General features: G+C 72.1%; 17 protein-coding genes. 7 read left to right on the forward strand and 10 right to left on the reverse strand.

Annotated elements, in window-relative coordinates; all coding sequences use genetic code 11:
• Positions 1-2 precede the first annotated feature (2 nt).
• Positions 3-1,166, reverse strand: coding sequence for a bifunctional 2-polyprenyl-6-hydroxyphenol methylase/3-demethylubiquinol 3-O-methyltransferase UbiG (gene ubiG / locus ACZ5MC_RS19220; protein WP_306602108.1), 1,164 nt, complete (start codon positions 1,164-1,166; stop codon positions 3-5).
• Positions 1,163-2,308, reverse strand: a complete 1,146-nt coding sequence (locus tag ACZ5MC_RS19225; protein WP_464516527.1) for a 3-oxoacyl-[acyl-carrier-protein] synthase III C-terminal domain-containing protein — start codon at positions 2,306-2,308, stop codon at positions 1,163-1,165. The genes ubiG and ACZ5MC_RS19225 overlap by 4 nt, the downstream gene beginning before the upstream one ends.
• A gap of 366 nt (positions 2,309-2,674) precedes the next feature.
• Between ACZ5MC_RS19225 and ACZ5MC_RS19230 the strand changes: the two genes are divergently transcribed.
• Both ACZ5MC_RS19230 and ACZ5MC_RS19235 read left to right on the forward strand, forming a co-directional pair.
• The gene (locus tag ACZ5MC_RS19230) at positions 2,675-3,415 is read left to right on the forward strand and encodes a tetratricopeptide repeat protein (RefSeq protein WP_464516528.1); all 741 of its coding nucleotides are present in this window, start codon (positions 2,675-2,677) and stop codon (positions 3,413-3,415) included.
• Between the two features lie 18 nt (positions 3,416-3,433).
• Positions 3,434-3,646, forward strand: coding sequence for a hypothetical protein (locus tag ACZ5MC_RS19235; RefSeq protein WP_306602111.1), 213 nt, complete (start codon positions 3,434-3,436; stop codon positions 3,644-3,646).
• On the opposite strand, the gene ACZ5MC_RS19240 is transcribed toward ACZ5MC_RS19235, so the two are convergent.
• Genes ACZ5MC_RS19240 through ACZ5MC_RS19255 form a run of 4 tightly spaced genes read right to left on the reverse strand, consistent with a single transcriptional unit; the run spans position 3,636 to position 6,092 of the window.
• Positions 3,636-4,268 (reverse strand): LysE family translocator, encoded by a 633-nt coding sequence (locus tag ACZ5MC_RS19240; protein ID WP_306602112.1) that lies wholly within the window; start codon positions 4,266-4,268, stop codon positions 3,636-3,638. The genes ACZ5MC_RS19235 and ACZ5MC_RS19240 overlap by 11 nt on opposite strands.
• A gap of 18 nt (positions 4,269-4,286) precedes the next feature.
• The gene (locus ACZ5MC_RS19245) at positions 4,287-4,733 is read right to left on the reverse strand and encodes a TPM domain-containing protein (protein ID WP_464516529.1); all 447 of its coding nucleotides are present in this window, start codon (positions 4,731-4,733) and stop codon (positions 4,287-4,289) included.
• A gap of 16 nt (positions 4,734-4,749) precedes the next feature.
• Positions 4,750-5,475 carry a TPM domain-containing protein gene (locus ACZ5MC_RS19250; RefSeq protein ID WP_306602114.1) on the reverse strand — a complete coding sequence of 242 codons (726 nt, stop codon included), beginning with the start codon at positions 5,473-5,475 and terminating at the stop codon, positions 4,750-4,752.
• Positions 5,476-5,480: 5 nt separating this feature from the next.
• Positions 5,481-6,092 carry a LemA family protein gene (locus ACZ5MC_RS19255; protein WP_464516530.1) on the reverse strand — a complete coding sequence of 204 codons (612 nt, stop codon included), beginning with the start codon at positions 6,090-6,092 and terminating at the stop codon, positions 5,481-5,483.
• Positions 6,093-6,180: 88 nt separating this feature from the next.
• Between ACZ5MC_RS19255 and ACZ5MC_RS19260 the strand changes: the two genes are divergently transcribed.
• On the forward strand, positions 6,181-7,794 hold the full coding sequence (locus ACZ5MC_RS19260; RefSeq protein WP_464516531.1) for a B12-binding domain-containing radical SAM protein: 1,614 nt from the start codon (positions 6,181-6,183) through the stop codon (positions 7,792-7,794).
• On the opposite strand, the gene ACZ5MC_RS19265 is transcribed toward ACZ5MC_RS19260, so the two are convergent.
• The 4 genes from ACZ5MC_RS19265 to rsmH form a co-directional block, all read right to left on the reverse strand.
• Positions 7,777-8,259: a Rieske (2Fe-2S) protein gene (locus ACZ5MC_RS19265; protein ID WP_464516532.1), complete on the reverse strand. Its 483-nt coding sequence runs from the start codon at positions 8,257-8,259 to the stop codon at positions 7,777-7,779. The two genes, ACZ5MC_RS19260 and ACZ5MC_RS19265, sit on opposite strands and share 18 nt — an antisense overlap.
• A 123-nt stretch (positions 8,260-8,382) precedes the next feature.
• Complete coding sequence (locus ACZ5MC_RS19270) at positions 8,383-9,945, reverse strand: serine hydrolase (RefSeq protein ID WP_464516533.1); 1,563 nt, start codon at positions 9,943-9,945, stop codon at positions 8,383-8,385.
• Positions 9,946-10,018: 73 nt separating this feature from the next.
• Positions 10,019-10,156, reverse strand: a complete 138-nt coding sequence (locus ACZ5MC_RS19275; RefSeq protein WP_464516534.1) for a hypothetical protein — start codon at positions 10,154-10,156, stop codon at positions 10,019-10,021.
• Between the two features lie 90 nt (positions 10,157-10,246).
• Positions 10,247-11,263: a 16S rRNA (cytosine(1402)-N(4))-methyltransferase RsmH gene (gene rsmH, locus ACZ5MC_RS19280; RefSeq protein WP_464516535.1), complete on the reverse strand. Its 1,017-nt coding sequence runs from the start codon at positions 11,261-11,263 to the stop codon at positions 10,247-10,249.
• Positions 11,264-11,316: 53 nt separating this feature from the next.
• Here rsmH and ACZ5MC_RS19285 point away from each other — a divergent pair, with 53 nt between their 5' ends.
• The 4 genes from ACZ5MC_RS19285 (at position 11,317) to ACZ5MC_RS19300 (ending at position 17,149) form a co-directional block, all read left to right on the forward strand.
• Positions 11,317-12,084: a TrmH family RNA methyltransferase gene (locus ACZ5MC_RS19285; protein WP_464516536.1), complete on the forward strand. Its 768-nt coding sequence runs from the start codon at positions 11,317-11,319 to the stop codon at positions 12,082-12,084.
• On the forward strand, positions 12,081-12,986 hold the full coding sequence (locus ACZ5MC_RS19290) for an RluA family pseudouridine synthase (RefSeq protein ID WP_306602122.1): 906 nt from the start codon (positions 12,081-12,083) through the stop codon (positions 12,984-12,986). Before ACZ5MC_RS19285 ends, ACZ5MC_RS19290 begins: the two co-directional genes overlap by 4 nt.
• Complete coding sequence (locus tag ACZ5MC_RS19295) at positions 12,983-15,649, forward strand: helicase-related protein (protein WP_464516537.1); 2,667 nt, start codon at positions 12,983-12,985, stop codon at positions 15,647-15,649. Before ACZ5MC_RS19290 ends, ACZ5MC_RS19295 begins: the two co-directional genes overlap by 4 nt.
• 312 nt (positions 15,650-15,961) lie before the next feature.
• Positions 15,962-17,149 carry a CsgG/HfaB family protein gene (locus ACZ5MC_RS19300; RefSeq protein WP_306602124.1) on the forward strand — a complete coding sequence of 396 codons (1,188 nt, stop codon included), beginning with the start codon at positions 15,962-15,964 and terminating at the stop codon, positions 17,147-17,149.
• The last annotated feature ends 1 nt before the right edge of the window (position 17,150 follow it).

Consider the following 17,150-nt stretch of genomic DNA (forward strand, 5'->3'; position numbering starts at 1 on the left):
AGTCAGTCCCCCTTCACCGCCCGGCCGCAGTACCCCATGCCCAGGAACGGGGTGAAGAGGAACTCGAACCCGTCCCCGACCCTGCCGGTGGCCAGCAGCCCCAGGAAGGCCCGCGAGAGGATCCGGGGGCGCACGCCCCGCAGCGTGTCGACGGCCAGCCCGTGGCGGCCGCAGATGCCGCGCAGCTCCGAGGGCTTGAGGAACAGGTGGTACACGTGCATGTGCTCCGGCGTGTTCCGCACGAAGAGCCGCACCCCCTGGATGGCCACGAGGCCGGCCAGCGGGGTCCGGTTGAAGGTGTGGAAATAGAACCACCCGCCCGGCTTCAGGACCCGGGCCGCCTCCCGGATCACCGCGTCCCGTTCCTCGAGGTGCTCGAGGAAATCCATCATGCACACCACGTCGAAGCGCCCGTCGGGGAAGGCCAGGCTCCGGGCGTCCATGGGGAGGTAGGCCACGGTCCCGGTGGGGTCGTGCCCGCGGGCCACGGCCAGGCTCTCCCCGGACAGATCGATGCCCGTGACCCGGTGGCCCGCCGCCGCCAGGGGGTTGGCCAGGAACCCCGCCCCGCAGGCCACGTCCAGGACGTGCGAGGCCGCGGGCAGCTCCCCGAGGATCCAGGCGGTGCGCAGGCGTGACTCCGCCCGCAGGAGGGCCACGGGATCGTCGTCGGCCTCGTACCAGCGCTCCCCCAGGCTGTCGTAGACGCGATTGTCGATCTCCGGCCGGCGCCGCCGGCCCGCCCCCGCCAGGGCCTGCACCACGAGGAAGGCGCCCACGAGCGCGACCTGGAGGCCCAGCGCCCCCCGGGGGCCGCCGGCCACCCACACCCAGGCGGTGGCCAGCAGGACCAGGGGGTGCAGGATGAACAGCACGGCGTGCACCCAGTGCTCCCAGGCCGTGCACAGGCGCTGGTGGACGAACTCGTCCTTGGTGATCAGCAGGCAGGAGAAGGCCGCCAGCGCCCCGTAGGCGCGAAGGTGACCCCCGGTCGGCGCCAGGACCAGCGGCAGCGTCAGGCACGCCAGGAACACGGCGGTATCCAGCAGGTGGCCCGCCCATTCCCACCGGGGCACGTCCCGCCACCGGTGGAAACCGAACTCGTCCACGCCCATGGTCAGCCCCTGCAGGGCGAAGGGGAGCAGGGCCAGGGCCGGCGCGCTCACCCCGCCTTCCGGAGGAGGGCGCCCGCGATGGTGAGCCCGGGCCCGAAGGCCAGGGAGACGACGAGGGTCCCGGGCGCCACGGCGGCGTCGGCCAGGATGGCCTGCCACACGTGGGGCAGGGTCGCCGAGGACATGTTCCCGTGGTCGCGAAGGATGGCATTGCTGGCCTCCACTTGCGCGGGGCGCAGGCCCAGGTGCTCGGCGAGTTCGTCGATGATCCGGGGGCCCCCGGGGTGGATGGCGAAGACCGCGTCCCGGAAAAGAGCTCCGGCCGTGAGGCCCGCGCCCGCCGCCAGATCGTCCAGGAAGGGGCCGAGGGCCGCGCGGATGTAGTCCGGCACCTTGCGGCTCAGGGTCATCTGCATGCCGGAATCGGAGACCATCCAGGTCATGGCGTCCGTGGTCTCCGGCGCGATCTCCTCGCGGGCGGCAAGCAGCTCGAGGCCGGGCCCCTCCGCCCGGGAGACGGAGTAGCGGATCGCGCCGTCGGCGAACAGGGTCTGCACCACCAGCTGCTCGGGCTGGTGCTGGGCGGGGTCCATGTGCAGCGTGCACAGCTCGGTGTGGACCACATCGACCCGGGCCTTCCCCCGCTCCAGGAGCCCAGCGGCCAGCCGGATGGCGGGCATCGCGGCGTAGCAGCCCATGTGGTAGGCGTGGATCACCTCCGTGGAGCGTCCCCACCCGCGGTGCGCCACCAGGCGCTGGGCGCCGCTGGGGGAGATGTACCCCGTGCAGGTCACGTGCATGATCACCGGCGGCGGCTCCAGCTCGTCGGTGTAGAAGGATTCGAAGACGCGCCCGCACACCTCCCCGTAGAACCGGCTCCGCTCCCCGCAGGGCCTGCCCGAGGGGAATTCGTTCAGCCGGAAGATCCGCATGCGGTCCCAGTCGGTGTGGGTGAAATCGTCCAGGAAGGCGCCCCGGGCGCTGATGCGGTCGGTGCTGCACCCGAAGCGAAGCACCAGCTTTTTCAGCTTCCGGGTCAGCGCCTCCCGCGCCTCCTCCGAGTCCGGGCGCTGGAGCGTGAGTTCCGCCCGGGCGTGGGCCGCGGCGATCCACTCCAGGATGTCCCCCTGGGCGGCCTGGTGCGTGGGAGACTGATTCTGGAAACCCTGGAGAAGGATCGGGAGCTGGGTCATGGAAGCCTGCCTCATGGAATTCAAGCGCCTGCCGGTCGGGGAAAGGAAATGCCCAGGATGGGCATGCACGCCCAGGTCAATAATGGGCCTGTCCTGAAAAATTGCTCTTTTTTTAACAATCAAAGCGGGGCCCGGAAGCCGCCCGCCCCGGGGATGTCCGTCAGGCCCCACATCCCCAGCGCTTGCGTCCACTCGTAAGATTCCGCGAGACCCCTCAACCGGTCTCAGCTCCCGGGCCGGGCCGCCCAGGCGCCTGCGCGAATATGCCGCTATCTCCCGGCCCGGGGCCTGCCGATAGTCCAACCAGGAGTCGAGGCCAGCTCGCGTGGGACCCGGACTCTTCGCTGACTTGCCGATGGAGATGCCATGCAGATGCGGGTGCGGTCCCTGTTCCTTCCCTGCCTGCCTTTCTGCCTCCTGGTGGCCGGTCCCGTGACGCCGTCCTCCCGGCAGAACGGGGCCGGCCCCATTCCCCTCACGCGGGTGACGGGGGGCGCGCCCGCTCCCTCCCTTGCGTTCCTCGCCTGCCTGGGCGCCGCGGAGCGCGGGGACACCGAGGCCCAGGCCCGGGTCGCCTCCATGTTCTACCTGGGCGAAGGTGTTCCGGCCGATGTGCGGGAGGCCGTGGCCTGGTATCTCCGGGCCGCGGCGGGGGGAGATGCGAAATCCATGATGATCCTCGGCATGATGCACGAGGATGGCGACGGCGTGTCCCGCGACCCCGACCAGGCCCTCCGGTATTTCGTCATGGCCGCCCAGCGCGGGGACCTGGACGCCCAGGTCAAGCTCGGCGTGAAGTACTACCTGGGCGAGGGCGTGCCCAGGGACCTGCAGGAGGCCCGCACCTGGCTCCAACGGGCCGCCGTCCAGGGCGATGCCTACGCCCAGGGCTGCCTGGGGCTCATGTACGCCGTGGGGGAGGGGGTTCCCCGGGACCCCACGGAAGCCTACGCCTGGCTCACGCGCGCCGAGGCCGGCGGGAACCGCCAGGTCGCCCAGCCCCTGGAGACCCTCAAGCGGGATCTCACGCCGGACCAGCTCGAGCAGGGCCGGCGGCGGGCGGAGGCACTCGGGGCGGGCCGCCCCGCGGAGACGGTGGCAAGATAGATCCTGTCGGAGGCGGCCTTGCTGGACACCCTCTATTTCATCCTCGTCGTCATCGTCTTCTTCGGGCTCGTGCTGCACGCCATCCACCAGGAGGAACGGCGGAAGACCGACCGCCGCCAGGAGGATCGCCCCGTCGCCGTCGAGCGCAGGATCGGGGACCGGCGCGGCAATTCGGCCCTCGCCTACCTTGCGTGGGGCCTGCGCACCCGGTGGCGCAGGCTCACCCGGTAAGGGCGCGGAGCAGCACCACGCCCGCGGCGCCCACCAGGACGGCCCCCATGCCCTTGATGAACCATTCCACCGAGGCGGGGCTCCACCGCCCCTTGAACCTCCTCACCAGCCAGAGGAGCGTGGAGAACCAGCAGACGATCCCCAGGAACACCGCCAGGGCGAAGGGCACGGCCCGTTCGGGGGACAGCGTGACGAGGCCCGTGGCGTGGAGGGCCGCCAGGGCCGCGGTCCAGGTGACCAGCAGCGTGGGGTTCAGGGCCGTGAGGAGGAAGCCGCCCAGGAGGCTGCGCTTGGTGCCCTTCCGGCGTTCCGGCTGGCCCGGCGGAGGGCCGGGCTTGGGCTTGTGCAGCAGGAGGATGATGCCCAGGACCAGGCAGAGGACGGCGCCCACGACCCTGCTGGCGGGCAGGACCCGGGGGTGCCGGTCCAGGACCGTGCTGAGGCCCCAGAAGGCCGCCAGGGAATAGATCCCTTCCGCCACCGCCCCGCCGATGGCCACGAAGCGGGCATGGCGGGCGTCCTGGTTGAGCCCCAGCCGGAGCACCAGCAGGGCGATGGGCCCCGCCACCGGCATGGACCCGATGAAACCGAAGGCGAATCCGACGAGGATGGCGACGACCATGGGGAAATATACCGCGGACTACCGGAAGTCCACGTCGTCCGGCAGCTCGTTCCGGTCGGCCTCGCCGCCCCAGGGGAAATGCTCCGCCAGCCGGACCCCCACCAGGTGGATCCCCTCCACCAGCCCTTCGGTGAAGGCGCCCCGGGCAAACTGGGCGGTCAGACATGCGGCCACATCGTTCCAGAAGGCCTGCCCCACCTTGGCGTGGATGCCCGCGTCCCCCAGCACCACGAAACGCCGGCGGCTGGGCACCACGAAGATGAGGACGCCGTTGCGGTCGGCGGTGGCCTCCATGTGGAGCCGGCTGAAGGCCCTGGCGGCCGCCTTCTCCACATCGCCCCAGAAGAACCGGGACACCGACACCCGGATCTCCCCGGAGGAGGCGCGCTCCGCCTCCCGGATGGCCTCGACCACCTTCCCGGCGTCCACGCACTGCCTCAGGCGCCTGCGGCTCATGCCCCACATGACGGTCCTCCGCGCTTCACCATGATCCCGATGCCCCCCCGCCGCCGGAGCTGCCCCCGCCGCCGGAGAACCCGCCTCCGCCGCCGCCCCCGCCCCCCCCGCCACCCCGGCCCGAGGTGAGGATGTCGAGCAGGAGGTAGATGGCCATGGACGGGTGGGTGGCCAGCAGCCCCAGGAAGGCCAGCGCCAGCAGCCCGATGATGATCTTCGTCCCGAGGCCCAGCGAGGCGAAATCGAAGGAGCCTCCCTGCGGGCGCCGGGCCTTCGCCGCGGCGGCGTCGCCCCCCGCCACCTTGAGGATGCGGTCCACCCCCTCCGTGATCGCCCTGTCCGGGTCGCCGGCCTTCAGTCCGGGGATGATGCTCTCCTGGATGATGCGGTAGGCCACCACGTCGGGCACCTGCCCCTCCAGGCCGTAGCCCACCTCCATGCGCACCTTGTGGTCCGCGGCCAGGACGAACAGCACCAGCCCGTCGTCCAGGCCCTTGCGGCCCACCTTCCAGGCCGCGAAGGCCTTGACGGTCCAGTCCTCCAGCGGGTCCCCGCCGGTGGTTTCGCCGATCCACACCAGCACCTGGTGGCCCGTGCCCTGCTGGTAGGCTTCCAGGCGCCGGTCCAGGCCGGTGCGCACCGCGGGCGACAGGAGGCCGGGGCCGTCCGTCACCCACCGGGTGGGGGACGGCGGGGGCGCGGCCCCGAGGATCCCCGCCAGCAGGCAGAGCAGGACCAGGAGGCGCCGCATGGCGGCTAGAAGGCGACCTTGGGCGCGGTCTCGGAGCCGGCCTGGGCCTTGAAGTAGGCCTTCTCACGGAACCGGTCGCCGAAGAACCCGGCGATGAGCAGGGTGGGGAAGCTGTTGCGCTTCGTGTTGAAGGCCTGGGCGGCCTGGTTGAAGCGCATGCGCTCGACCGCGATGCGGTTCTCCGTGCCCTCCAGTTGGGCCTGCAGCTCACGGAAGTTCTGGGTGGCCTTGAGGTCGGGGTACTTCTCCACCACGACCATGAGCCGGGAGAGGGCCGAGCCCAGGCCCTCCTGGGCCTTCTGGAAGGAGGCCAGGGCCTCGGGGGTGGCCGGGGCCTTGCCGCCCAGGTTGATCTGGCCCACCTTGGCGCGGGCCTCGGTGACGGCCGTGAAGGTGTCCTTCTCGAAGGCCGCGGCGCCCTTCACCGTGGCCACGAGGTTGGGCACCAGGTCGGCCCGGCGCTGGTAGACGTTCTCCACCTGCCCCCACTGGGCGTCCACGCCCTGGCCGAGGCTGTTGAGGGAATTGTAGGAGCCCACGGCGCTCAGCCCCAGGATCACGAGGAACAGCACCAGGATGCCGCCGCACCCCAAAGCGATCTTTCCGCCCAGTCCCATGTTGCCTCCGATGAGTGCCCTGCCAGCATACCCCCATTGCCCTTTCGCAGCGGGACCCGCCTATGATGCAGGTGGGGGGCCCGCACGCATGGATCTGGTTCTGGTGGCCATACATCTGGAAGCCTCGGCCCGGGCCGTGCCCCTGGGACCGGCCATGCTGGCCTCCGTGCTGCGGCGTTCCTTCGGCGCCGAAGTCGCCGTGCGGGTGCTGGACCTCTACCTGGACCAGACCCCCGAGGCCTGCGCCGACCGGATCCTGGAGGACGCCCCCCGGTGGGTGGGGTTCTCCATGTACCTCTGGAACCGCGACCTGACGATGGCCGTGGCCCGGGTCCTGCGGGCGCGCCGGCCGGACCTGGTGATCTTCGCGGGCGGCTCGGAGGCCACCGCGGACCCCGAGGGCGTCCTGGGCGACCCCTCCATGGACCTGGTGCTGCCCGGGGAGGGCGAGGACCTCATCGTGGAGGCCGTCAAGCACCTGCTCCGGGGCCAGGACCCCCGCGCCCTCCAGGCCACCCTCCGCCCGGCCCCCGTGGCGGACCTGGCCGCGCTCCCCAGCCCCTACCTGGACGGGACCCTGGACCCTTCGGCCTACCCGGGCCAGCTCTGGGAGCTGAGCCGGGGCTGCCCCTTCAAGTGCGACTTCTGCTTCGAGTCCCGGGGAGGCACGGGCACCCGCCGCGTCCCCATGGAGCGGGTGGAGGCCGAACTGCGCCTGTTCGAGGCCAAGGGCGTCAGCCAGATCTTCGTGCTGGACCCCACGTTCAACTTCGACCGCGCCCGGGCCAAGGAGGTCCTGCGCCTCATCGCCGCCGAGGCGCCGGCCATCCACTTCTTCTTCGAGATCCGCACCGAGTTCATCGACCGCGAGCTGGCCAGGCTGTTCGCGTCCATCCGCTGCACCCTCCAGATCGGCCTCCAGAGCGCCCACGACGCCGTGTTGAGAAACATCAACCGCCGCATCGACCCGGATGAATTCGAGAGCCGGGTCCTCCTGCTCCACCGCGCCGGCGCCACCTACGGCTTCGACCTCATCTACGGCCTTCCCGGGGACGACCTGGAGGGCTTCAAGGCCAGCCTCGACTACGCCCTGGGCCTGGCGCCCAACCACCTGGACATCTTCTGCCTGGCGGTGCTGCCGGGCACCCGGCTCTTCGAGACGGCGGCCTCCTTCGGCCTGGAGCACCAGGCGGCGAACCCCTACCTGGTCACCGCCTCCCCGGGGTTCCCGCCGGGGGACCTGGCCCAGGCCGCGCGCATCGCCCGGGCCTGCGACACCTTCTACAACGACGGCAAGGCGGTGCCCTGGTTCGCCATCGTCCAGGGCGCCCTGGGCCTGGAGCCCTCCGAACTCTTCCGCCGTTTCGCGGACCACCCCGGGTCCGGGGACGTCATCGGCCTGCAGCGCGACTTCATCACGGCCCAGTTCGAAGCCCTCGGGCTGGAGGCCCAGGGTTCCGTGGCCGCGGACCTCATCACCTGGTTCGGCCTCTCGGCGCGCCTCGCCGACGCCGAGGCGCGGCGGGAGCCGCTGGCGGGCCCGTGCAGCGGGTTCTTCGCCCACGACCCCGCCCTCCTCCTGGACCAGCTCGCCGCGGGCATCACCGAGCTGGAGGACCTGTCCTTCGTCCTGCCCGCGGACCCCGGGGAGCGGATCCTCCATTTCAGGGACGGCGAAGCCTGCCTAGCTGAGCCTCGCTGAGGCCGCCACCGTCTGGTCCACATGCACCACCAGCGCGCCGCCAGGGGCGGCCTCGGTCACGGCGAAGTGCACCAGGGGGTTCACCGCGGGTCCCAGGAGGTTGCCGCCGGAGAGGTCGTACTGGCTGCCGTGGCAGGGGCAGGTGATCTTCGTGCCCGCCGGGAGGTCCACGGTGCAGCCCTGGTGGGTGCAGATGGCGGTCATGGCGTAGATGCCCGAGGCGTCCTTGATGAGGAAGAAGTTCGCCAGGTTCCGGTAGTCGCGGACCGTGCCGTCCGGGGCGGCCAGGAGGGCTGCCTTGGTGTCCTGGGTCGTCACGCCCCCGGCGGGAGGCGGCGGAGGGGGGGCGGCGGTGGAGCCTCCTCCGCCTCCCCCGCAGCCGCAGGCCAGGGCCATGCCGCACACGGCGGCGCCCAGGCAGAAGGTCCGGCGGTCGAGTTGGAGGGTGGTTTCGGGCGCAGCCATGGCTTCTCCCAGGGGGGGTGGTCGGGTTCGGCCCGCCCCCGCCGCGGGGGAGGGATGGCCCAGCATCCATCCGGGAAGGGGGTCCCTCCAGATCCGCTTCGGGAATAGCGCCCCATCCGGTCCCTACCAGCGCTCCGGAGCTCCGGGGGCGACGGGGGCCAGGGCCAGGTCGTGGAAGTCGTAGCTGAAGTCCGTGGACGGCGAAACGGCCTTCATGGCCACCCGGGCCACCTTCCCGGCGGCGTCGAGGGAGAAGGTGACGTAGGCGTCCGCGTCGAGGGTGCGGTCCTTCCAACGCACCACGAAGGTGTCGTACTGCCAGTGCTCCAGCGTTCCCGAAAGGCCCGGGGTGTGGGTGAACCGCATGGCCAGCTTCCCGCCGGAGGCCTCCACGAGGACGTCCCCGTACCAGGGGTCCCGGTAGCGCCCCGCATAGCCCTCCAGGGGCAGGGCGGGCTTCGAGGCGGCGTTGCGGGTCCCGGCGGCCTTGGCGACCTCCTCCTTCGCCCGGGCCTTCTGGGCCGCCCTCACCTCCTGGAAGGCCGCCACCCAGTCCTTGGGCGGCGCGCCCAGGTAGTGGTCGAGCACCGTGTTCGTGACGGCCTTGAAGGCGGCGCCCTCCTCCTGGTTCGTGAGCACGATGACGCCCAGGTTGCGCCCCGGCACCATGCTCACCTCCGTGACCATGCCCTTCAGGCCGCCGGTGTGCGAGACCAGCAGGTGGCCGCGGTAGGTCCGCACGTCCTCGCCCATGGCGTAGGCCAGGAAATCGGACCGCGCCTCGGCCAGCGCCGCGGGGGGTTCGCCGTGGGGGATCAGGGTCAGGGGCGTCCACAGCTCCCGGGCCCGCTTCTCGCTGAACAGGCGCCTGCCGCCGCCCAGGTCCCCCTTGGCCAGCAGCGCCCGCACCCAGCGCGTCAGGTCCTCGGCGGAGGCGACGATGGCCCCGGCCGGGGCGCTGTTGTCCATGACATCGTGTTCCACCGGCGCAAGCTTGTCGCCGTCCATGGCGTGGGCCGCGGCCACGTCGTCCCCGGTCCGCACGTCCCGGATGCTGGTGCGGCTGGAGGCCATGCCCAGCGGCCCGAAGAAGCGCTCCCGGATGAACTCCGCCCAGGGCCGGCCCGAGACGGCCCGGATCACCTCGCCCGCCACCGTGTAGAGGATGTTGTCGTACGCGTAGGCGCTCCGGAAGCTCGTGGCCAGCGGCACGAACCGCAGGCGGTGGACGATCTCCTCCCCGGTGAGGTCCGTCGGCGGGAAGAACATCAGGTCCCCGGCCCCGAGCCCCAGGCCGCTGCGGTGGCACAGCAGATCCCGGATCCGCATCTCCCGGGTGACGTAGGGATCGCTCATCTGGAAGCCCGGGAGGCGGTCCACGACCCGGTCGTCCCAGGCCAGCTTCCCTTCGTCCACGAGCATGGCCAGGGCCGAGGCCGTGAAGATCTTCGTGTTGGAGGCGATGGCGAAGAGCGTTCGCGGGGTCACGGGGGCCGGCTCGCCCAGCTTTCGCACGCCGTAGCCCTTGGCCAGGACGACCTTGCCGTCCTGCACCACCGCCACGGCGATGCCGGGCACGTTGAAGGCCGCGCGGGTGCGCTCCACGGCGCGGTCGAGGTCCGCCTGGGCGGCGAGGGGGAGGGCGAGGATCAGCGCCGGCGGGAACCAGCGGGTTGGAAAGGTCATGGCGGACTCCGGGGATGCCCGCCCATGGTACTCCCCGCGCCGCCCCGCGGGTCAACGCGGGGCGGCGGGAAAGCTACTTCTTCTTCTTGGCCGGCACGGCGGCAGCCTTCTTCACGGGCTCGGCGAGCTTGCTGGCGAGGTCGCTGCCGCGGCTGGTGGCACCGTGGATCACGGCCGGCTTGGCCTTCTTCGGCTTCTTGTCGTTGGACATGCTTTCTCCTTGAGGGTCCCCTCCGACAGCGGCGCGGACCTTCCCACCCAGCATGGCCCCAAAGGCGCGCAGGGGTCGGCTTTTTCCAGACTAATCTTTGACGGCCCAGCGCAGCTTGGCCGACGAGGAACGCGGATTGTCATGGCGCTCCTGGAACGAGGGGCGGATGGGCTCCGGGGCGACGTCCCGGTAGACGCCCGCCCGGTGGCCTTCCAGGAAGGCCTTCTTGACCCGACGGTCCTCGCCCGAGTGGAAGGTGAGGATGGCCACGCGCCCCCCCGGCTTCAGCGCCATGGGCAGCAGGGACAGGAACTGGTCCAGCACCTTGAGCTCGTCGTTAACGGCGATGCGCAGGGCCTGGAAGGTGCGCTGCAGGCTCGCGCGCGCCTCGTCCTCGGGGAGGACGCCCCGCACCAGCCGCGCCAGCTGCGTCGTGGTGGCCACGTCCTGCCCGTCCAGGGCGGCGGCGATGGCCGCGGCGTGGGGTTCGTCGGAGTTCTCCACCAGGAGCGCCGCCAGGTCCTCCCGGGCCAGGGCCTTCAGCAGGGCCGCGGCGGACCGCCCCCGGTTGGGGTTGAGCCGCAGGTCCAGGGGGCCGTCGCTCTTGTAGGTGAAGCCCCGGGCGGGGTTGTCGATCTGCATGCTGGAGACCCCCAGGTCCGCCAGGACGAAGTCCAGGCCCCCGCCGGTCTCCGGCAGGAGCGCGGGGAGCCCCGCGAAGTTCATGCGCTTGACCACCAGGACATCCTCGCCGAACCCCAGGGCCCGCAGGCGGGCCTCGGTGCGCGGCAGCTCCAGCGGATCCACGTCCACGCCGAAGAGCCTGCCCCCGGGCTGGATCCGGGCCAGCAGCTCCTGGGCGTGGCCGCCGTAGCCCAGGGTGGCGTCCAGCCCCACCTCGCCGGGCCGCGGATCCAGGCACGCCAGGATCTCCGCCACGCAGATGGGCCGGTGGGTCCCCGCCGGCGTCTGCCCGCGGTCCATGACCTTCTGCAGTTCCGCGGCATGCAGGTCGGGGTTCAGCTCCTTGTACTTCTCCTCGAACCGCCGGGGGTGGGTGCCCTTGTAGCGGATCCGGCGTTTTCTCGGGGGCGGGGCATCGGTCATCCCTCGATTCTGGACCAGACCGGCCCCTCCCGGGGAACAGCTATGATGAAGCCATGACCCTCCCCGACCCTTGGCCCCTCTTCCAGGACCTCCGCTTCGCGGGCCAGCGGAACCACCCCCGCGGGGCCTGCTTCGTGGCCGAGGGCCGGATCCTCGTGGAGGATCTCCTGGCCTGGGGCCGCGCCGGCAAGGTGGAGGTCGTGGCCGTGCTGGCCGAGACCGCCTCGGCGGACGCCGTGCGCCCCCTGCTGCCGGAGGGCGCCGAGCTGATCGTCGCCACGCCCGCGGAGGTGGAGGCCCTCGCGGGCTTCCCCTTCCACCGGGGCCTCATGGCCGCGGCCCGGGTGCCCGATCCGCCCGGCGAGGATCGCCTGCGGGCCTGCCGGCGCCTGCTGGCGCTGCCCAGCGTCTCCGACGCCGAGAACCTGGGCCAGCTCCTGCGCACCGCGGCCGCCCTGGGCCTGGACGGGGTCCTCCAGGGACCCGGGCCCGACCCCTTCAGCCGCCGGGTGATCCGCGTGTCCATGGGCACCGCCTGGAAGCTCCCCGTCTGGCGCCGCGACGACGTGTGGGAGGCCCTCGAAGGCTGGAAGGCGGAGGGCGGCGAGGTGGTCGCCGCCGCCCTGGGCGGCGAGGACGTCCGCGCCTGGCGCCCCGCGGCCCGCACCGCCCTGGTGCTGGGTCCCGAGGGCCCGGGCCTCTCGGAGGCGGACCTGGCCCGCTGCGGCCGCACCGTGGGCATCGTCATGGCCCCGGGCGTGGACAGTCTCAACGTCGCCGCCGCCGGCGCCATCCTCATGCACCGCATGGTGGGCCCGTGACCCTCAACGCCGGCTTCTGCTACCGGGAGCGGGTGCAGCGGGGCGGCCTCACCGTCCTGGAGCACTTCGCGCGCCACCACCCCCACTCCACCCCTGAGCGGTGGCGGGAGCGCATCGAGGGGGGCGAGGTGGAACTGGACGGCCGCGCCCCCGATCCCGCAGCGGTCCTCGCCCCGGGCCAGGAGCTGGCCTGGCACCGCCCCCCCTGGGAGGAGCCGGAGGTGGACCTGGACATCCAGGTGGTCCACGAGGACGCCTTCCTCCTGGCCGTGGTGAAGCCCTCGGGCCTGCCCACCCTGCCCGGGGGCGGCTTCCTGGAGCACACGCTCATGGCCCTGGTGCGGGCCCGCTACCCCGGGTGCAGCCCCATGCACCGCCTCGGGCGGGGCACCTCGGGCCTCGTGCTCTTCGGCCGCACTCCCGAAGCCGGGGCGGCGCTGCAGGCCGCCTGGCGCGAGCACCGCGTGGAAAAGCGCTACCGCGCCCTGGCGGCCGGCGACCCCGCCTGGGACGAGCTGGACATCCGGACCCCCATCGGCCCCGTGCCCCACCCCTGGCTGGGCACGGTCTTCGCCGCCAGCCCCGGGGGCAAGGCCTCCCGCAGCGTCGCCCGCGTCCTGGAGCGGCGCGGGGACGCCGCCCTGATGGAGGTGGACCTCCACACCGGCCGCCCCCACCAGATCCGCATCCACCTGGCCTCCGTGGGCCATCCCCTGGCAGGCGACCCCCTCTACGCCCCCGGAGGCCTGCCCCGGGAGGACCTCGTAGCGCTGCCGGGGGACCTGGGCTACCTTCTGCACGCCGAGCGCCTCGCCTTCCGGCATCCGGTCACGGGGCTGCCCATGGACCTGCGGGCGGAACCGCCCGAGCGGCTCCGGTCGCGAAGCGGGCCCACGCCATGAACCCCCCCTTCCTTCCCGGCCAGCGCTGGATCAGCCAGACCGAGCCCGACCTGGGCCTAGGCACGGTGCGCCTGGCCACGGCCCGCACCGTCACCGTGCACTTCGGCGCCACCGGCGAGACCCGGGAGTACGCCAGCGACCAGGCCCCCCTGCGCCGCGTCGAGTTCCTGGCCGGGGACACCGTGCGGGACCGCCTGGACCAGGACCTGGTGGTGGAGGCGGTCGCGCTGCGCTCGGGACTCCTGGTTTACCTGGGCGGGGGCCGCGAACTGCCCGAGGCCGACCTCGGCGACCGCCTCTCCTTCAGCGACCCCCTGCAGCGCCTGGTGGCCGGGGGCCAGGAAGGTCCCGAGGCCTTCGCCCTGCGCGTGGCGGGACTGGAGCACCAGCACCGGCGGCGCCGGTCCCCAGTGCGCGGATTCGCGGGGGGCCGCATCGAGCTGATCCCCCACCAACTCCACATCGCCTCCGAAGTGACGGGGCGCCTGGCGCCGCGGGTGCTGCTCGCCGACGAGGTGGGCCTGGGCAAGACCATCGAGGCCTGCCTGATCCTGCACCGCCTGCTGCTCACGGGCCGCGCCGCGCGGGTCCTGGTCCTCCTGCCGGACTCGCTGGTGCACCAGTGGTTCCTGGAGCTGTACCGGCGCTTCAACCTCTGGTTCCACATCTTCGACGAGGAGCGCTGCGTGGCCCTGGAGGCCGGGGGCGCCAACCCCTTCCTGGACGATCAGCTGGTGCTGTGCGGCCTGGGCCTGCTCACCGGAAGCCCGGACCGGGCCCGGCAGGCCCTGGAGGCGGGCTGGGACCTGCTGGTGGTGGACGAGGCGCACCACCTGGAGGGCGCGGCCTACGGCGTGGTGGAAGCCCTGGGCGCCGCCGTGCCCGGGCTCCTCCTCCTCACGGCCACCCCGGAGCAGCTGGGCGTCCCCGGCCACTTCGCGCGGCTGCGGCTCCTGGATCCGGACCGCTTCCACGACCTGGACGCCTACCTGCGCCAGGCCGCGGACTACCGCGCCATCGCCGACCTGGCCGCGGGCCTCCTGGCCCCCGGCCCCCTGTCCCCGGCCCTGGCGGCGGACCTGGCCGCCCTGCTGGGCGAGGACCTGGGCTCGCGCCTGGAGGAGGCCCGCGCCGAGGCCCTGGACGCCCTCCTGGACCGCCACGGCACCGGCCGCGTGATGTTCCGCAACACCCGCGCCGCCGTCGCGGGCTTCCCGGGCCGCGTGGTGCACATGGCGCCCCTGGCCCCCGCCCCCCGCGATCCGCGCCTGGACTGGCTGGCGGACCTCCTTCGCTCCACGCCGGACAAGGTCCTGCTCATCTGCGCCACCCGGGCCCAGGCCGAGGCCGTCCACCAGGCCCTGAAGCTCCGGGTGCAGGTGAAGATGGCCGTCTTCCACGAGGGCCTCACCCTGGTGCAGCGGGACCGCAACGCGGCATGGTTCGCCGAGCCCCAGGGGGCGCGGCTCCTCCTCTGCTCCGAGATCGGCAGCGAGGGCCGCAACTTCCAGTTCGCCCACCACCTCGTCCTCTACGACCTCCCCCTGGATCCCGACCTCCTGGAACAGCGCATCGGGCGCCTGGACCGCATCGGGCAGACCCGGGAGGTTGAGCTCCACGTCCCCTACCCCACCGGCGGCGCCCACGAGGTGCTGGCGCGCTGGTATCACGAGGGCCTGGACGCCTTCCGCTCGAACCTCCACGGCGGACGCGAGCTCCTGGAGCGCTTCCGGGACCGCCTCGCCCGGACCGGCGACACCGCCGCGCTGGTGGAGGCCACCCGCGCCGCCCGGGAGGAGCTCCGGGACCGCCTGGAGCGGGGCCGGGACCGCCTGCTGGAGCTGAACTCCTTCCGCCCCGCGGCCTGCGCGGACCTGGTGGCCGAGCTCCGGCGCCAGGACGGGGACCGCGCCCTGGAGGGCTTCCTGCTCACGGTGTTCGAGCACCTCCTCGTGGACGTGGAGGAACTGGGGCCCCGCACCTACCAGCTGGGCTCCATGGGCGTCCTGACCGAGGCCCTGCCCGGCCTTTCCGCGGAGGGCCTCACCGTCACCTTCGACCGGGAGCGGGCCCTGGCCCGGGAGGACCTCCAGTTCCTCACCTGGGACCACCCCCTGGTGAGCGGGACCCTGGACCTCCTGCTGGGCGGCGCCAGGGGGACCTCCTGCTTCAGCCGGTGGCCGGATCCCAAGGGCTCGGGCCTCTACCTGGAGGCCGTCTACGTCCTGGCCTGCGCCGCCCCGCCCCACCTCCACGTGGACCGCTTCCTGCCCCCCACGCCCCTGCGCGTGGTGGTGGACGCCCAGGGCCGCGACCTCACCCGGACCCTTCCCAGGGCCCTCCTGGCCCGCAGCGCCAAGCCCGCCCCCGGGCATGGCCTCCTGTCCCGGCCCGAGGTGCGCCAGGACCTGCTCCCACGCATGCTGGCGCAGGCTGGCCGGTTGGTCGAAAGCCGGGCGCCCGGCCTCCTGGCCAAGGCCCGGCAGGACCTGGCAGCCCAGCTGGACCGCGAATACGGGCGGCTGGAGGCCCTGCGCCGGGTGAACGGCGGCGTCGGCCCCGGGGACCTCGCCCGTCTGCTCGAGCAGAAGACGGCCCTGGACAAGCACCTGCGGGAAGCCCGGCTCCGGCTGGACGCGATCCACGTGATCCACCGGGGCTGAAGGCCAGGCCAGAAAGTTTCAATATATAGTTCATTCAACATCGGATTCTGCGTTTGACATTGGTTGGGTGTGCATTAATTTTTTATATTGCTCTGTACGAGGAGCGCCATCACGAGGATCCCCATGCGCGGCCATTTCCATGTTCCCCTTCCCGGCATCCTCGTCCTGTCCGCCTGTCAAGGCGGCGGCCCGGGCCCCACCCTCCTGGGACGCCGGTTCCACGCAGCGGGAAGGTTCCCGGACCACCTGGGATAAACTTGCCCCGCTCCTCCCTGCGATGCCCGCCACCCAACCCCAGAAAGGGAAACCCCCATGCACCTCCGCCCCGTCGCCATCGTCCTCGCAGCGGGCGCTCTCGCCCTCCCCGCCCATGCCCAGTTCTGGGACGCCCTCATCAACCCGGACGTCCAGGTCACCCTCACCCACCCCCCGGGCCTGGGCATCAAGGTCCAGCGCGTGGCCTTCGCCCCGGTGAACAACTCGGCTGCCGAGGACCTGCTCTCGGCCTGCATCGCCGACCTCACGTCCTCGGGCCAGCTGGAGGTCCTGGACCGGGGCAACATCGAGAAGGTCCTGGGCGAGCAGAAATTGTCCAACTCGGGCCTCGTGGACGAGAAGACCGCGGTGGAGCTGGGCAGGCTCCTGGGATCCCCCGTGCTGCTGTTCGTGAAGGTCCAGCGGTCCGACGTCAAGCACATCCCCCTGCAGAAGACCGACGCCGCCTGGACGGACAAGAAGGGCGAGTACCACCCCGCCGTCACCACGTACACCTCCAAGACCCAGGTGGAGTTCAACGGGTCGATCCAGGCCGTGGACCTCGCCACGGGCCGCATCTACAGCCAGCAGCGCATCGCCGTGTCCCCCAGCCGCGAGACGTCCTCCACCCAGGGCCGGCCCGAGTACCCCTCGGACACCGAGGTGCGGGAGATGGCCGTGAACATGGCCAGGGACCAGGTGCACAAAATGCTCCTGTCCTGGACCGAGCAGCGCAAGCTGATCTTCTACGACGACAAGGACTACGGCATGAAGGACGCCTACAAGCGCCTGCAGCTGCAGGACGGCCGCGGCGCCCTGGCCAGGTCCCTGGAGGCCCTGGAGGCCGCCAGGACCGACCCCAAGTGCAAGCCGAAGTACCTCGGCCGCACCAGCTACAACGTCGGCATGTGCCAGTTCATCCTCGGCGACTACGCCGCGGCCCTCCCCTTCCTCAAGGCCGCCCGCGAGACCGACCCCACCCACAAGATCTTCTCCAATGCCGAGGCCGAGTGCCTTCGCGCCGTCAGCCTGATGGAGGAGATGACCAAGGTGGACGCCCGCAGCGCCAAGGTGGAGCTGGAGGCGCCCAGGGCCGAGCCCGCGCGGGCCCCGGAGCCCGCGGCCGCCAAGGGCGGCGCCTCCGCGGAGGACCGCCTCACCAGGCTGGAGTCGCTGCGGAAGAAGGGCCTGATCTCGCCCGAGGACTACAAGGCCAAGAAGGCCGAGATCATGAAGGACCTTTAGG

The sequence above is a fragment of the Mesoterricola sp. JemC181 genome, from assembly GCF_055384585.1.

Coding starts and splice junctions, on each gene's coding strand:
- ACZ5MC_RS19300 (WP_306602124.1), top strand. CDS start 15,962: ATGCACCTCCGCCCCGTCGCCATCGTCCTCGCAGCGGGCGCTCTCGCC.
- rsmH (WP_464516535.1), bottom strand. CDS start 11,263: ATGACCGATGCCCCGCCCCCGAGAAAACGCCGGATCCGCTACAAGGGC.
- ACZ5MC_RS19230 (WP_464516528.1), top strand. CDS start 2,675: ATGCAGATGCGGGTGCGGTCCCTGTTCCTTCCCTGCCTGCCTTTCTGC.
- ACZ5MC_RS19265 (WP_464516532.1), bottom strand. CDS start 8,259: ATGGCTGCGCCCGAAACCACCCTCCAACTCGACCGCCGGACCTTCTGC.
- ACZ5MC_RS19225 (WP_464516527.1), bottom strand. CDS start 2,308: ATGACCCAGCTCCCGATCCTTCTCCAGGGTTTCCAGAATCAGTCTCCC.
- ACZ5MC_RS19255 (WP_464516530.1), bottom strand. CDS start 6,092: ATGGGACTGGGCGGAAAGATCGCTTTGGGGTGCGGCGGCATCCTGGTG.
- ACZ5MC_RS19260 (WP_464516531.1), top strand. CDS start 6,181: ATGGATCTGGTTCTGGTGGCCATACATCTGGAAGCCTCGGCCCGGGCC.
- ACZ5MC_RS19275 (WP_464516534.1), bottom strand. CDS start 10,156: ATGTCCAACGACAAGAAGCCGAAGAAGGCCAAGCCGGCCGTGATCCAC.
- ACZ5MC_RS19295 (WP_464516537.1), top strand. CDS start 12,983: ATGAACCCCCCCTTCCTTCCCGGCCAGCGCTGGATCAGCCAGACCGAG.
- ACZ5MC_RS19250 (WP_306602114.1), bottom strand. CDS start 5,475: ATGCGGCGCCTCCTGGTCCTGCTCTGCCTGCTGGCGGGGATCCTCGGG.
- ACZ5MC_RS19270 (WP_464516533.1), bottom strand. CDS start 9,945: ATGACCTTTCCAACCCGCTGGTTCCCGCCGGCGCTGATCCTCGCCCTC.
- ACZ5MC_RS19240 (WP_306602112.1), bottom strand. CDS start 4,268: ATGGTCGTCGCCATCCTCGTCGGATTCGCCTTCGGTTTCATCGGGTCC.
- ACZ5MC_RS19245 (WP_464516529.1), bottom strand. CDS start 4,733: ATGTGGGGCATGAGCCGCAGGCGCCTGAGGCAGTGCGTGGACGCCGGG.
- ACZ5MC_RS19285 (WP_464516536.1), top strand. CDS start 11,317: ATGACCCTCCCCGACCCTTGGCCCCTCTTCCAGGACCTCCGCTTCGCG.